Annotated in this window: 13 protein-coding genes; 7 read left to right on the top strand and 6 right to left on the bottom strand. The window is 40.3% G+C overall.

Annotation, left to right across the window (positions count from 1 at the left end):
• Positions 1-230 precede the first annotated feature (230 nt).
• Positions 231-1,601, bottom strand: coding sequence for an adenylosuccinate lyase (gene purB / locus C3V42_RS03700; RefSeq protein ID WP_106013692.1), 1,371 nt, complete (start codon positions 1,599-1,601; stop codon positions 231-233).
• 22 nt (positions 1,602-1,623) lie between these two features.
• Positions 1,624-2,241: a high frequency lysogenization protein HflD gene (gene hflD / locus C3V42_RS03695; protein WP_106013690.1), complete on the bottom strand. Its 618-nt coding sequence runs from the start codon at positions 2,239-2,241 to the stop codon at positions 1,624-1,626.
• A gap of 128 nt (positions 2,242-2,369) precedes the next feature.
• Here hflD and trpS point away from each other — a divergent pair, with 128 nt between their 5' ends.
• Together trpS and C3V42_RS03685 are read left to right on the top strand one after the other, a co-directional pair.
• Positions 2,370-3,374, top strand: coding sequence for a tryptophan--tRNA ligase (gene trpS, locus C3V42_RS03690; RefSeq protein ID WP_106013689.1), 1,005 nt, complete (start codon positions 2,370-2,372; stop codon positions 3,372-3,374).
• A 22-nt stretch (positions 3,375-3,396) separates the two neighbouring features.
• Complete coding sequence (locus C3V42_RS03685) at positions 3,397-3,687, top strand: YfcZ/YiiS family protein (protein WP_005636074.1); 291 nt, start codon at positions 3,397-3,399, stop codon at positions 3,685-3,687.
• 53 nt (positions 3,688-3,740) lie between these two features.
• Here C3V42_RS03685 and dusA read toward each other — a convergent pair whose 3' ends face one another.
• Both dusA and C3V42_RS03675 read right to left on the bottom strand, forming a co-directional pair.
• Entirely contained in the window at positions 3,741-4,724 is a 984-nt protein-coding gene (gene dusA, locus C3V42_RS03680; protein WP_106013687.1) for a tRNA dihydrouridine(20/20a) synthase DusA, read from the bottom strand.
• 2 nt (positions 4,725-4,726) lie between these two features.
• Positions 4,727-6,112: a chloride channel protein gene (locus C3V42_RS03675; RefSeq protein WP_106013686.1), complete on the bottom strand. Its 1,386-nt coding sequence runs from the start codon at positions 6,110-6,112 to the stop codon at positions 4,727-4,729.
• 267 nt (positions 6,113-6,379) lie between these two features.
• Between C3V42_RS03675 and rpsL the strand changes: the two genes are divergently transcribed.
• The 4 genes from rpsL to tuf all read left to right on the top strand — a co-directional run bounded on the left by rpsL (position 6,380) and on the right by tuf (position 10,816).
• Entirely contained in the window at positions 6,380-6,754 is a 375-nt protein-coding gene (gene rpsL, locus C3V42_RS03670; protein ID WP_005543325.1) for a 30S ribosomal protein S12, read from the top strand.
• 157 nt (positions 6,755-6,911) lie between these two features.
• Complete coding sequence (gene rpsG, locus C3V42_RS03665) at positions 6,912-7,382, top strand: 30S ribosomal protein S7 (protein WP_005626581.1); 471 nt, start codon at positions 6,912-6,914, stop codon at positions 7,380-7,382.
• An 82-nt stretch (positions 7,383-7,464) separates the two neighbouring features.
• Positions 7,465-9,567, top strand: coding sequence for an elongation factor G (gene fusA, locus C3V42_RS03660; RefSeq protein ID WP_009501123.1), 2,103 nt, complete (start codon positions 7,465-7,467; stop codon positions 9,565-9,567).
• 64 nt (positions 9,568-9,631) lie between these two features.
• Positions 9,632-10,816, top strand: coding sequence for an elongation factor Tu (tuf, locus tag C3V42_RS03655; RefSeq protein ID WP_065265526.1), 1,185 nt, complete (start codon positions 9,632-9,634; stop codon positions 10,814-10,816).
• Between the two features lie 128 nt (positions 10,817-10,944).
• On the opposite strand, the gene C3V42_RS03650 is transcribed toward tuf, so the two are convergent.
• Complete coding sequence (locus tag C3V42_RS03650; RefSeq protein WP_065265527.1) at positions 10,945-11,634, bottom strand: rRNA large subunit pseudouridine synthase E; 690 nt, start codon at positions 11,632-11,634, stop codon at positions 10,945-10,947.
• Positions 11,635-11,637: 3 nt separating this feature from the next.
• Positions 11,638-12,114 carry a transcription elongation factor GreB gene (gene greB, locus C3V42_RS03645; protein ID WP_048953387.1) on the bottom strand — a complete coding sequence of 159 codons (477 nt, stop codon included), beginning with the start codon at positions 12,112-12,114 and terminating at the stop codon, positions 11,638-11,640.
• A gap of 107 nt (positions 12,115-12,221) precedes the next feature.
• Here greB and C3V42_RS03640 point away from each other — a divergent pair, with 107 nt between their 5' ends.
• Entirely contained in the window at positions 12,222-14,534 is a 2,313-nt protein-coding gene (locus tag C3V42_RS03640; RefSeq protein WP_065265529.1) for a Tex family protein, read from the top strand.
• Positions 14,535-14,657 lie beyond the last annotated feature (123 nt).

Genomic DNA, 14,657 nt, shown 5'->3' with positions numbered 1-14,657 from the left:
ATTTACCTAATCCTAAGACTAGGATGACTTCGGCGCCCAGAAGCAAGAAAAATTCTTATTCTGTTCACCATCTACGTAGGATAATTAAGATTACTCCCCTACGGTCTTGGATGGGGCTTGAATAGGTCAAGCACCAACCAGAAATTTGTTAGATTGACTAACACAGGCGCAAGATTATAGAGAAAAGCTATGTTCTTGTAAAGAATATTGTTGGAAAAAGAACCAAATTCCTATGATAGTTTCTCTACTAATTCCACTGCAGCCCCAATATAAGTAGCGGGTGTTAATTTTTGTAAACGTAATTTTTCTTCTTGTGGAATATCCAACTTATCAATAAATTCACGCATAGCCTGTTCTGTCACTCGTTTACCTCGCGTTAATTCTTTTAATTTTTCGTAAGGTTTTTCTATTCCATAGCGACGCATTACGGTTTGAATTGGTTCGGCCAAAACTTCCCAGTTTTGATTGAGTTCTTCTAATAAGTGCGGTTGATTTACTTCAAGTTTACTGATGCCTTTGCGTGTTGAGGCATAAGCGATCAAACAATAACCTAATCCTACGCCTAAATTACGTAATACGGTTGAATCTGTTAAGTCACGCTGCCAGCGAGAAATTGGTAACTTTTGACCTAAGTGGGTCATCACTGCATTGGCTAATCCCAGATTGCCCTCTGAGTTTTCAAAATCAATTGGATTGACTTTATGTGGCATGGTAGAAGAACCAATTTCGCCTGCAATAGTTCGTTGTTTGAAGTGATTTAATGCAATGTACCCCCATAAATCCCGATCAAAATCAATGATAATGGTATTAAAGCGTACTACAGCATCAAAAAATTCAGCGATGTAATCGTGCGGCTCAATTTGCGTGGTATAAGGATTCCATTGAATACCTAATGAAGTGACAAATTCTTCGCTGAATTTATGCCAATTAATATTAGGATATGCCGATAAATGCGCATTGTAGTTACCTACCGCGCCATTGATTTTACCTAAGATTTCCGCGTTTTGGAGTTGTTTAAATTGACGTTTTAGACGGTAAACGACATTCGCCATTTCTTTGCCCACTGTGCTTGGTGAAGCTGGTTGGCCATGTGTGCGAGAAAGTAATGGAATCGTTTTATATTCTTCTGCAAGACGAGTGATTTCATCAATCAGTTTTTTCCATTCTGGTAAAATCACTTCGTCACGAGCGGTGCTTAACATTAATGCGTGAGAGAGGTTGTTAACATCTTCTGAGGTGCAAGCGAAATGAATAAATTCGGAAACGTTCATTAGTTCCACTTCATTTTGAATTTTCTCTTTCAGAAAATACTCAACGGCTTTCACATCGTGATTGGTTGTGCGTTCAATTTCTTTAATACGCGCAGCATCTGTCTCATTAAAATTAGCCACAATTCCATCTAAAAAAGCATTTGCTTGCGTAGAAAATGGCGGTATTTCGGTAATTTCTGCCGTTGAAGCTAATTTTTGTAACCAACGAACTTCCACAGCTACACGGAATTTCATTAACCCGAATTCGCTAAAAATAGCGCGTAATGGAGTTACTTTATCTTGATAACGACCATCAAGAGGGGAAAGTGCGGTCAGTGTAGAGAGTTGCATAAATGTTTGCTCCAGAATTGTATTAATAAATAGAAGAATAAATCTGTTTTGCGGTGGCAAGTAATTTTCTGCGGAAAAATAAAATTTGCCATTTTGTTCCACCCATTTGTTTCCACAGCACGGCAGAGCGAATGCCTGCAAGTAAAACTGCACGAATTTTATTTTGCACGAGTTCTTGTCGCAAATAATCAGGCGAGCCTAGGATGTGAATTTTTTTGCCCAATGGGCTAATAACGTCGCTGTAAATATTTGCTATAATAGATAGCATTGTTTCACTATCGCGAGCGTAATGAATTTCCTGTTCTTTTAGGCGAGAAATTCGATTGCCTAATGTTTGTTTAGCATCGGGATTTTTTGATAATTTTCCTTCTAATGCCAAAAGGCTTAACCAATAGCGAGTTAAATTTTGATCGCCTTGCGCGTTGAGCTGATGAATTAAGGTTTCTAGACCTAATTTTAAATGACGAACTTCGCCACCAAAAACATCTTCGATTCGTTGTGGTTGGGTAATGAAAAGGCTATTAAGTGCGGTTAAAAATGTATCTGAATCTGCTCGACTTTCTGTTGCAAGTTGATGAACCAATTTTGCTGATTGGCACACGCCAGCAAGGGCAAGAACAATATCGTGGTAGTTTTTCATTAGAAAATATTAGGAAAACGTTTCCGTTAAATATAGCATTTTTAACCTAGCTTTTGAACTCGAACATTAAAAAAGCCTAGAGTTTCTGGTATGATGTGCGAATAGTTTTAAGGTATTAAGGATTGATTATGGCAAAACCAATTGTTTTTAGTGGCGTGCAGCCTTCTGGTGAATTAACTATCGGAAATTATTTAGGCGCGTTGCGCAACTGGGTAAAAATGCAAGAAGATTATGAATGTATTTTCTGCGTAGTTGATTTACATGCGATCACTGTGCGTCAAGATCCTGTTGCCCTTCGCAAAGCAACACTTGATGTACTTGCACTTTATTTGGCGTGTGGAATTGATCCAAATAAAAGTACTATTTTTGTTCAATCTCACGTTCCAGAACACACGCAATTAGGCTGGGTGTTAAACTGCTACACTTATTTCGGTGAAATGAGCCGAATGACGCAATTCAAAGATAAATCAGCGCGTTACGCAGAAAATATTAACGTGGGTTTGTTTGATTATCCTGTGTTAATGGCGGCGGATATTTTACTTTATCAAGCAAAAAGCGTGCCTGTTGGTGATGACCAAAAACAACACTTAGAAATTACGCGTGATATTGCAAACCGCTTTAATGCGCTTTATGGCAATATTTTCACCATTCCTGAAATTTTCATTGGAAAAGCAGGTGCGCGTATTATGTCATTGCAAGATCCTGAAAAGAAAATGTCAAAATCAGATGATAACCGCAACAATGTAGTGACACTTTTGGAAGATCCAAAATCTGTGGCAAAGAAAATTAAACGTGCCGTAACAGATTCAGATGAGCCGCCTGTTGTTCGTTATGATGTGCAAAATAAAGCGGGGGTATCCAATCTTTTAGATATTCTTTCTGCGGTTACGGATAAGCCAATTGCTGAGCTTGAAAAAGAATTTGAAGGTAAAATGTACGGACATTTAAAAACAGCAGTAGCGGATGAAGTATCAACTTTACTTGCTGGTTTACAAGAACGTTTCCATCAATATCGTAATGATGAAGCTTTATTAGATAATATCTTACGACAAGGTGCGGAAAAAGCTCGTGCAAAAGCGCAAGAAACCTTGGCGAAAGTGTATGAAGCAGTAGGGTTTGTTGCTGCAAAATAATCTGAATAAAAGGGATAATATTATGGCGATTCAAACTGAAAAACCGATTGAATGTGTAGGTTGTAACACATTTGATATGAAATCACTTTTCGATAATCGTGATTGTAGTCAGGTTATTGAATATATTTATGACAGTGAAGAACAAGCTCAAGAAGCGCTCGCATTTTTTACCCAGAAAGCGCGTGATGTAGAAAGTGAACCTTGTGAAATTCAATCTGAAATTACAAAAGTGGATGATGGTTATTTATTAAAGGCAGATTTCACTTTCTGTTGTCAAGCTGAATTGGTGATTTTTCAAATGCGTATTGCGTAAGAAAAACAGCTGAAAAATAAGCCGAACTTTTGCGGCTTATTTTGTTTTTAGGATTAGCTTTCTACAAAGCTTAAGGCGGTTTCAACCACTTCAATTCCCGCACCTTGTTTAAATGCATTTTCGCTTAAATAGCGTCGCCATTGACGAGCACCTTTGCAATTTTGGAATGCGCCTAACATATGACGGACGATATGATTAAGGTGTATGCCTTGGCTAAGTTGTTGTTCAATATAAGGAAGCATTGATTGTACCGCTTCATGAGCGATAACAATTGGTGCGTTAGGATCAAATAAGGCTTGGTCAATTTGCCCAAGTAAACTTGGATTTTGATAGGCCTCTCGCCCAACCATCACGCCGTCCACATATTGCAAATGTTGCTTCATTTCTTCAATGGTTTTTATGCCGCCATTAATTGCGATAGTTAGATGTGGAAAATCACGTTTTAGTTGATACACTCTAGTATAATCTAATGGAGGAATTTCTCGATTTTCTTTAGGACTTAACCCAGAAAGCCAAGCTTTTCGTGCGTGGATAATAAACTCTTGGCAACCTTTTCCTTGAACCTTCTCAATAAAATCACATAAAAATTCATAGCTGTCTAATTCATCAATTCCAATACGGGTTTTCACCGTGACTGGAATTTTGACCGCACTTTGCATTTGTTCCACACAGTCTGCCACCAAATCTGCTTTCGCCATTAAGCAAGCCCCAAACATTCCATTTTGTACGCGATCAGAAGGGCATCCTACATTAAGATTAATTTCGTGATAGCCTCGTTCCTCAGCAAGTTTTGCACAATGTTTGAGTTGCTCAGGATCGCTTCCTCCCAGCTGTAACGCAACGGGATTTTCTTGTAAATCAAAATCCAAGTGATCGTATTTGGCATGGATAATCGCAGGTGCGGTGACCATTTCAGTGTAAAGTAAGGCATGCTTTGAAAATTGGCGATGAAAATAACGACAATGGCGTGTTGTCCAATCTAACATTGGCGCAACAGAAAAACGGCCGCGGTAAAAGTGCGGTAGATTTTGAGGCATTTTTATTTCTCTTGTTCGGTTTTGCTGCGTAATTCTTCGGCTTGGCGAGCTTGCATTTGCTGGCGAAAACGGCCTGCAGCAAAGTGGTAAAATGGTTTTGGGCTAAATTGGCGCGAGATTATGGATGCAATAATGCTGGAAATCAAGAGCCAAATGAGAACGGGTTGTGCGCCTGTCATTTCCATCACAACAACACTGGCTGTAACAGGAGATTGTGTGCCTCCAGCTAGAAACGCTGCCATACATAAAATCACCAAAAAACGTTGATCAACCATACCGCCACTGAGATCCCAAAGCATTGCGCCAATGCCTGCTCCCGTTGTCAGTGATGGGGTAAAGATACCACCGGCAATACCATTCCAATAAGTGGTCGCCGTTGCCAAAAGTTTAAGGATACCAATTTCAGGCTCTATAGCTTGCCCTTCTAAGGCGCGTGCAACAACCTCATAGCCAGTGCCATAGGTTTGTCCGTGAGTGTAACTGCCAAGTACGGCAAGCACTAAACCCAATAATAAAGCAATATAAATAGGATGTTGGCGAACCCAACCACGCCATTTTTCAGGCGATAATCCAGCGAGACCTTTTGCTAATAATCGTCCGAATATGCCACCTAGAATGCCACAAACCACCCCACAAATTGCAAGCCAAAGATAGAGATAAGAAACAGATGTTGCCCCTTGATAACTTGGAAAATAAGGGCTGTTTCCTTGAATCGCGACAAGAATAAAACCAGCAGCTAATACCCCCATCAATACGCGTCGTTCCCAACGTAACATTACTCCACGTCCAAGTTCTTCAATCGCAAATATCACTCCAGCCAAAGGTGCATTAAAGGCAGCAGCAAGTCCCCCCGCCGCACCTGTCGCAAGTAATTCATTGGTGCTTAATCCTTTAAACGCTAAATTATGTTTTCTACAATAATTTCCCCACGCAAGCATGACAGCCGCACCAACTTGTACTGATGGTCCCTCACGCCCAACCGATGCACCGATAAGCATCGCTAGAAAGGTAAGAGGAATTTTCCAAATAGTTTGTCTGAATTCAACTAATTTGGTTTTATAGCTACTATGAGGAAGATTAATTGATGCAATGACTTGCGGAATACCGCTTCCTCCAACATAGGGAGTATATTTTTTCGTAAACCAAGTTAGGCAAGCCATGCCTAGGGGTAACACAAACCAAACTGCAATAGGATATTTAGACGACCAGTGAGCGTTTAGTTCTAGACCAAGATCGGATAATTTAGCAAAGCCAAATGAAAAAAGTGAGACAAATGTCGCACCTATAATTAGGCAGATAAATTCTAAACTTTTGTGGGAAATTCTGTGTGTTTGGCGTAGCTTTTTATGGAAGAAATAGTGTAAGTGGAATTTGAGCGAGCGTAACATAATGATTGTAATTTAATACTAATTAAGTAGAAATTATAAAACTGTCATTTCGCTGGGGCAATTGGTTTGGCATTTTGAATAAAAAAGTGCGGTGAATTTTGGAAGCGTTTTTTGTACGCATCTAAAGATCCTTTCGTGGATCTTGGGCTCTGTTTAATTATTGACAACAAACCTCATAACGATTAAAATTCGCTGTCTATTTCTATGGAAGTAGATTTCTTGAACAACATTCTATTATTGAATAACATTTAAACTGGAGCTTTTTTAATGGCAACTATCAACCAGCTAGTACGCAAACCGCGTGTGAAAAAGGTTGTAAAAAGCAACGTTCCTGCATTAGAGGCTTGCCCGCAGAAACGTGGTGTATGTACTCGTGTATATACTACAACTCCTAAAAAACCAAACTCAGCGTTACGTAAAGTATGTCGTATCCGCTTAACTAACGGTTTTGAAGTAACTTCTTATATCGGTGGTGAAGGTCACAACCTTCAAGAGCACAGTGTTGTATTAATCCGTGGTGGTCGTGTTAAAGACTTACCGGGTGTGCGTTACCACACAGTACGCGGTGCATTAGACTGCGCAGGCGTTAAAGATCGTAAACAAGGTCGTTCTAAATACGGCGTTAAACGCCCTAAAGCTTAATGGTTCTCCGTTAAGTAAGGCCAAACGTCTAAATTAGCAAAACAATTTAAACCATAAACTCCAGTCAAAAAGCGCTTTGCGCTGCAAATTTTCTCAAAGAGAAATATTGCTGATGGGTTTTGGATATCCTGAAGATTAAAATACGGAGAAATTCGCAATGCCACGTCGTCGTAGTGTTGAAGCACGCAAGATTCTTCCAGATCCGAAGTTCGGTTCAGAGTTACTTGCAAAATTTATTAATGTAATCATGGTAGACGGTAAAAAATCCGTTGCTGAATCAATCGTTTATGGTGCTTTAGAAACTTTAGCACAACGCACAGGTAAAGAGCCTTTAGAAGCGTTTGAAGTTGCACTTGAAAACGTACGTCCAACTGTTGAGGTTAAATCTCGCCGTGTTGGTGGTTCTACTTACCAAGTACCAGTTGAAGTGCGTCCTGTACGTCGTAACGCATTAGGTATGCGTTGGATCGTTGAAGCAGCACGTAAACGTGGTGATAAATCAATGGCTTTACGCCTTGCAAACGAATTATCTGATGCTTCAGATAATAAAGGTGCAGCAGTGAAAAAACGTGAAGATGTTCACCGCATGGCTGAAGCTAACAAAGCATTTGCTCACTACCGTTGGTAATAAGTTTTGAATTTAAAGGGCTTCATCATTGATGAAGCCTTACCCTTATATAAACTGATATTAAATAAACAAGGTTATAATAATGGCTCGTACAACCCCTATTGAAAGATATCGTAATATCGGTATCAGTGCGCATATTGATGCGGGTAAAACCACGACTACTGAGCGTATCTTATTCTATACTGGTGTTAGCCACAAAATCGGCGAAGTGCACGATGGTGCAGCAACGATGGACTGGATGGAACAAGAACAAGAGCGTGGTATTACCATTACCTCTGCGGCAACAACTGCATTCTGGTCTGGTATGTCACAACAGTTCCAACAACACCGCATCAATGTTATCGATACTCCAGGACACGTAGACTTTACTGTTGAAGTAGAACGTTCTATGCGTGTTCTTGATGGTGCGGTAATGGTTTACTGTGCGGTTGGTGGTGTTCAACCACAATCTGAAACTGTATGGCGTCAAGCTAACAAATATCAAGTGCCACGTATTGCGTTCGTAAACAAGATGGACCGTACTGGTGCAAATTTCTTACGCGTAGTTGAGCAATTGAAAACTCGTTTAGGTGCTAACGCAGTTCCTCTTCAACTTCCAATTGGTGCAGAAGATAACTTCACCGGTGTTGTTGACTTGATCAAAATGAAAGCGATTAACTGGAATGAAGCAGATCAAGGTATGACATTTACCTATGAAGATGTGCCTGCAAATATGCAAGCAGACTGTGAAGAATGGCGTCAAAACCTTGTAGAAGCAGCGGCTGAAGCATCTGAAGAATTAATGGAAAAATACCTTGGCGGTGAAGATCTTTCTGAAGAAGAAATCAAACTTGCATTACGTCAACGTGTATTAGCAAACGAAATCATCTTAGTAACTTGTGGTTCTGCGTTCAAAAACAAAGGTGTTCAAGCTATGCTAGATGCCGTTGTTGAATACTTACCGGCACCAACTGATATTCCAGCGATCAAAGGTATCAACCTTGATGAAACTGAAGGCGAACGTCATGCAAGTGATGAAGAACCATTCTCTTCATTAGCATTTAAAATTGCAACTGACCCGTTCGTAGGTAACTTAACCTTCTTCCGTGTATATTCTGGTGTTATTAATTCTGGTGACACAGTATTAAACTCTGTACGTCAAAAACGTGAACGTTTTGGTCGTATCGTACAGATGCACGCTAATAAACGTGAAGAAATTAAAGAAGTTCGTGCAGGTGACATTGCAGCTGCTATCGGCTTAAAAGATGTAACTACTGGTGATACATTATGTGCAATTGAAGCACCAATCATCCTTGAGCGTATGGAATTCCCTGAGCCAGTAATCTCTGTTGCGGTAGAACCAAAAACTAAAGCTGACCAAGAAAAAATGGGCTTAGCATTAGGCCGTTTAGCACAAGAAGACCCTTCATTCCGTGTTCACACTGATGAAGAATCTGGCGAAACCATTATTTCTGGTATGGGTGAATTACACTTAGATATCATCGTTGACCGTATGAAACGTGAGTTTAAAGTAGAAGCTAACATCGGTAAACCACAAGTATCTTATCGTGAAACTATCCGCACTCGTGTTAATGATGTAGAAGGTAAACATGCAAAACAATCTGGTGGTCGCGGTCAATATGGTCACGTTGTTATTGACTTATATCCATTAGATCCAGAAGGCCCAGGTTACGAATTCGTAAATGAAATCAAAGGTGGTGTAATCCCTGGTGAATACATTCCTGCGGTTGATAAAGGTATCCAAGAACAGCTTAAATCTGGTCCATTAGCGGGCTACCCAGTAGTTGATCTTGGTGTACGTTTACACTTCGGTTCATACCATGATGTGGACTCATCTGAGTTAGCGTTTAAACTTGCTGCATCTTTAGCATTTAAAGCAGCATTCGCAAAAGCAAACCCAGTATTACTTGAGCCGATTATGAAAGTTGAAGTTGAAACTCCACCTGAATATGTTGGTGATGTAATTGGTGACTTAAGCCGTCGTCGTGCTATGGTGAACGGTCAAGAAGCGAATGAGTTCGTTGTTAAGATCGATGCTGAAGTTCCACTTTCAGAAATGTTCGGCTATGCAACAGACTTACGTTCACAAACTCAAGGTCGTGCATCTTACTCAATGGAACCGTTAAAATATGCTGAAGCTCCAACAAGTGTTGCAGCTGCAGTAATTGAAGCGCGTAAAAAATAATTTTTGTAAACCAGCGGTGTAAAACATGAGTGTTTTATACCGCACTTCTTAGGAAACATTAGCAATGTCTAAAGAAAAATTTGAACGTACAAAACCGCACGTAAACGTGGGTACAATCGGCCACGTTGACCACGGTAAAACAACTTTAACAGCAGCAATCACAACCGTATTATCTAAACACTACGGTGGTGCGGCTCGCGCATTTGACCAAATCGATAACGCGCCAGAAGAAAAAGCGCGTGGTATCACCATCAACACTTCACACGTTGAGTACGATACAGCAACTCGTCACTACGCACACGTTGACTGTCCGGGACACGCCGACTATGTTAAAAACATGATTACTGGTGCGGCACAAATGGATGGTGCTATCTTAGTAGTAGCAGCAACTGATGGTCCAATGCCACAAACTCGTGAGCACATCTTATTAGGTCGCCAAGTAGGTGTTCCATACATCATCGTATTCTTAAACAAATGCGACATGGTAGATGATGAAGAGTTATTAGAATTAGTAGAAATGGAAGTTCGTGAACTTCTTTCTCAATATGACTTCCCAGGTGACGATACGCCAATCGTACGTGGTTCTGCATTACAAGCATTAAATGGCGTAGCAGAATGGGAAGAAAAAATCCTTGAATTAGCAAACCACTTAGATACTTACATCCCAGAACCAGAACGTGCGATTGACCAACCGTTCCTTCTTCCAATCGAAGACGTGTTCTCAATCTCAGGTCGTGGTACAGTAGTAACAGGTCGTGTAGAACGTGGTATCATCCGTACTGGTGATGAAGTAGAAATCGTAGGTATCAAACCAACTGCGAAAACTACTGTAACGGGTGTTGAAATGTTCCGTAAATTACTTGACGAAGGTCGTGCAGGTGAAAACATCGGTGCATTATTACGTGGTACCAAACGTGAAGAAATCGAACGTGGTCAAGTACTAGCTAAACCAGGTTCAATCACACCACACACTGACTTCGAATCAGAAGTGTACGTATTATCAAAAGAAGAAGGTGGTCGTCATACTCCATTCTTCAAAGGTTACCGTCCACAATTCTATTTCCGTACAACTGACGTAACTGGTACTATCGAATTACCAGAAGGCGTGGAAATGGTAATGCCAGGCGATAACATCAAAATGACAGTAAGCTTAATCCACCCAATTGCGATGGACCAAGGTTTACGTTTCGCAATCCGTGAAGGTGGTCGTACAGTTGGTGCGGGCGTTGTAGCGAAAATCATCAAATAATAGATGTAGCGAAATAGTCTAAGAGACAAGTAAGAGAAAAGTGCGGTGAGTTTTCATCGCACTTTTTGTTTATGAGATATTAGATATATCTCTATAATATTTATAGTTATCAAGTTATATTTATCGGATTAGTATCTTATCTTTAATTGATTAAATAGGTCTTTTATTTCATCTAATGACAATGATCTAAATGCACCATTTTTTAAATTATTTATGGATAAATCGCCGATATTTACTCTTATTAGCCGTAAAGTAGGGAAACCAATATGGGCGGTCATTCTACGAACTTGACGATTACGCCCTTCACTGATTTTTATTTCTAGCCAACTTGTTGGAATATTTTTACGATCTCGGATGGGCGGATTTCGTTCCCATAGGTTAGGTTCGGAGATATGGCATACTTTGGCTGGGCTAGTTATGCCATCTTTAAGTTTTACGCCTTTTCTAAGTTGATCTAAAGTTTTTTCTTCGGGTATTCCTTCAATTTGTACCCAATAAGTTTTTTCTGTTTTAAATTGAGGATCTGCTAAGCGATGTTGTAGTTCGCCATTGTTAGTTAGAATCAATAATCCCTCACTATCTCTATCTAATCGTCCTGCTGCATAAACATTTGGAATAGAAATAAAATCTTTTAATGTGCGACGACCTTGCTCATCAGTAAATTGAGTAAGCACGTCAAAGGGTTTATTAAATACGATAACTTTCGTTTCTTTTAGTGAGATGAGTTTAAACTTTGACTTTTGCTTGAAAGTGCGGTGAAAATTATTCGAATTTTGTTTGATCTTATTTAAAGAGAAAGATGATGAATGTTTTTTCATTGCTTATTTCTCATACCAAATTCGGTTCACATAGAGAATTATTTTGCCAGAGGGCGTTTTTACATGGATTTCATCGTCAACGCTTTTACCGATTAAAGCACGCGCAACAGGAGAATCAATGGAGATCCAGTTTTTAGCAGGATCGAATTCATCACAACCGACTAGGCGATATTGCTTCACTTCTCCCTCTTCATTTTCTAGCTCAACCCACGCACCAAAAAACACTTTACCTTCTTGTTTAGGGCTGTAATCTACTATTTGTAGCACTTCTAGTCGTTTAGAAAGAAAACGTACTCGACGATCAATTTCACGTAAACGACGTTTTCCGTAAATATATTCTGCATTCTCACTGCGGTCACCAAGAGCAGCGGCATCTGAAACAGCTTGGGTAACTTTGGGACGTTCTTCTTTCCACAAAAACTTGAGTTCTTGATCAAGCTCATTCCAGCCTTGACGGGTAATATAATTTGATTTTGCCATAATAAAAATAAAAGAAAGTTTTTCGAATTATATTTGAGCCAACAGCCTAAAACCAGTATTCTATCCCCGTTTTTTCTCGAATCTTTTCATAACAAAGAAGTATGACAATGTTAAATCAACAAATTAGCCAAATTATTGCGGCAGAATTAACCGTTCAACCCCAACAAATCCTCGCTGCCATTCAATTATTAGATGATGGCAACACCATTCCATTTATCGCTCGTTATCGTAAAGAAGCCACAGGTGGTCTAGATGACACCCAACTTCGTCATTTTGAAACCCGTTTAATTTATTTGCGTGAATTAGAAGAACGTCGTCAAACCATTTTGAAATCCATTGAAGAGCAAGGGAAATTGACCGCTGAATTGCGCGATAAAATCCATGCGACACAAAGCAAAACTGAATTAGAAGATTTGTATTTACCATATAAACCAAAACGTCGCACCAAAGGCCAAATTGCCATTGAAGCTGGTCTTGAGCCATTGGCTGATTTACTTTGGAACGAGCCGAAAAATGATCCAGAATCAACCGCACTTTCCTTTGTTGATGCTGATAAAGGCGTGACAGACACCAAAGTAGCCCTTGATGGTGCACGCTATATTTTAATGGAGCGTTTTGCTGAAGATGCAGGTTTATTAGCGAAAGTCCGTGATTATTTAGCAAAAAATGCGGTTATCGTATCCAAAGTGATCGAAGGCAAAGAAACGGACGGCGCAAAATTCCAAGATTATTTCGACCACCAAGAATTATTGAAAAATGCGCCTTCTCACCGTGCATTAGCGATGTTCCGTGGACGTAATGAGGGCATTTTACAATTAAGCTTAAATGCTGATCCTGATGCGGAAGAGGGAAGTCGCCAAAGTTATTGTGAAGAAATTATTCGTGATTATTTAGATGTACGTTTTACAGGTCATCCTGCGGATAAATGGCGTGAGCAAGTGATTGCGTGGACATGGAAAATCAAAGTGTCGTTGCATTTAGAAACGGAATTAATGGCAAGTTTACGTGAAAAAGCGGAGGAAGAAGCTATTGATGTTTTCGCTCGAAATCTGACCGCACTTTTAATGGCGGCACCCGCTGGCGCGAAGAGCACCATGGGCTTGGACCCAGGCTTACGTACGGGGGTTAAAGTCGCAGTGGTGGATAACACAGGTAAATTATTAGATACCACCACCATTTATCCACACACGGGGCGTGAAGCTGAAGCGCAAGTGGCGATTTTCAGCTTAATCCGCAAACATAACGTAGAGTTAATTGCCATTGGTAATGGTACAGCTTCTCGTGAAACAGAACGTTTTGCGAAAGAAGTGATTAAAGAAATCAAAGAAAATAAACCTCAAACCGTTGTAGTGAGCGAAGCGGGCGCATCCGTTTATTCTGCTTCTGAATTTGCCGCAAATGAATTTCCGAATTTAGATGTATCTTTGCGTGGTGCGGTCTCTATCGCCCGTCGTTTACAAGATCCATTGGCAGAATTAGTGAAAATCGAACCGAAAGCCATTGGTGTGGGGCAATATCAGCACGATGTAAATCAAACCCAACTTGCGCGTAAACTCGATGCGGTGGTGGAAGACTGTGTAAACGCAGTAGGTGTGGATTTGAATACGGCATCTGCACCATTACTTGCTCGCGTGGCAGGGATGACGAAAACCTTAGCGCAAAACATTGTGGAATACCGTGATGAAAATGGTCGTTTTGAAAGTCGTGCAGAATTGAAAAAAGTGCCACGTTTAGGGCCAAAAGCCTTTGAGCAATGTGCGGGCTTTATGCGTATTGCAGACGGGAAAAATCCACTTGATGCTTCAGGTGTTCACCCAGAAGCTTATCCTGTTGTCGAAAAAATCTTGCAAGCCACCGCGCAATCTATCCAAGATTTAATGGGTAACGCTGGTGTGGTGCATCAACTTGACGCTAAACAATTCATTGATGAGCAATTTGGTTTACCAACGGTTCAAGATATTTTTAAAGAATTGGAAAAACCGGGTCGCGATCCACGCGGCGAGTTCAAAACGGCTGTATTCGCAGAAGGTGTGGAAGAAATCACCGATTTAAAACCAGGTATGATTTTAGAAGGTACGGTGACCAATGTGACCAACTTCGGCGCATTTGTGGATATCGGTGTTCACCAAGACGGTTTAGTACATATTTCATCATTAAGCGATAAATTCGTCGAAGATCCACATCAAGTGGTGAAAACTGGTGATATCGTAAAAGTAAAAGTGTTGGAAGTAGATGTGCCGCGTAAACGTATTGCGTTAACGATGCGATTAGATGAAAGTGCGGTCAAAAATGATAGCAAATCTGACCGTACTTTATCTGCAAGACCTCGTGGAAATACGCAGCGAGAGGAGCGTAGTTCAAGAGGTAATAATGCGATGGGCAATGCCTTTGCTGATGCGCTAAAAAATTGGAAAAAATAACAAGTTATAGGGCGAGATTATTCGCCCTTTTTTATATCTTTCCTTTCCCGAAAAGCATCGCCAAAACGGCGATTTTTTGCTATAATCCCACCCAATTTTTATTTACAAAAGAATGAGATAAAT

Origin of the sequence: Haemophilus sp. oral taxon 036, assembly GCF_002998595.1 — a bacterium.
Classification (GTDB): Bacteria; Pseudomonadota; Gammaproteobacteria; order Enterobacterales; family Pasteurellaceae; genus Haemophilus; species Haemophilus haemolyticus_K.
This window is presented reverse-complemented; position numbering and strand designations above follow the sequence as displayed.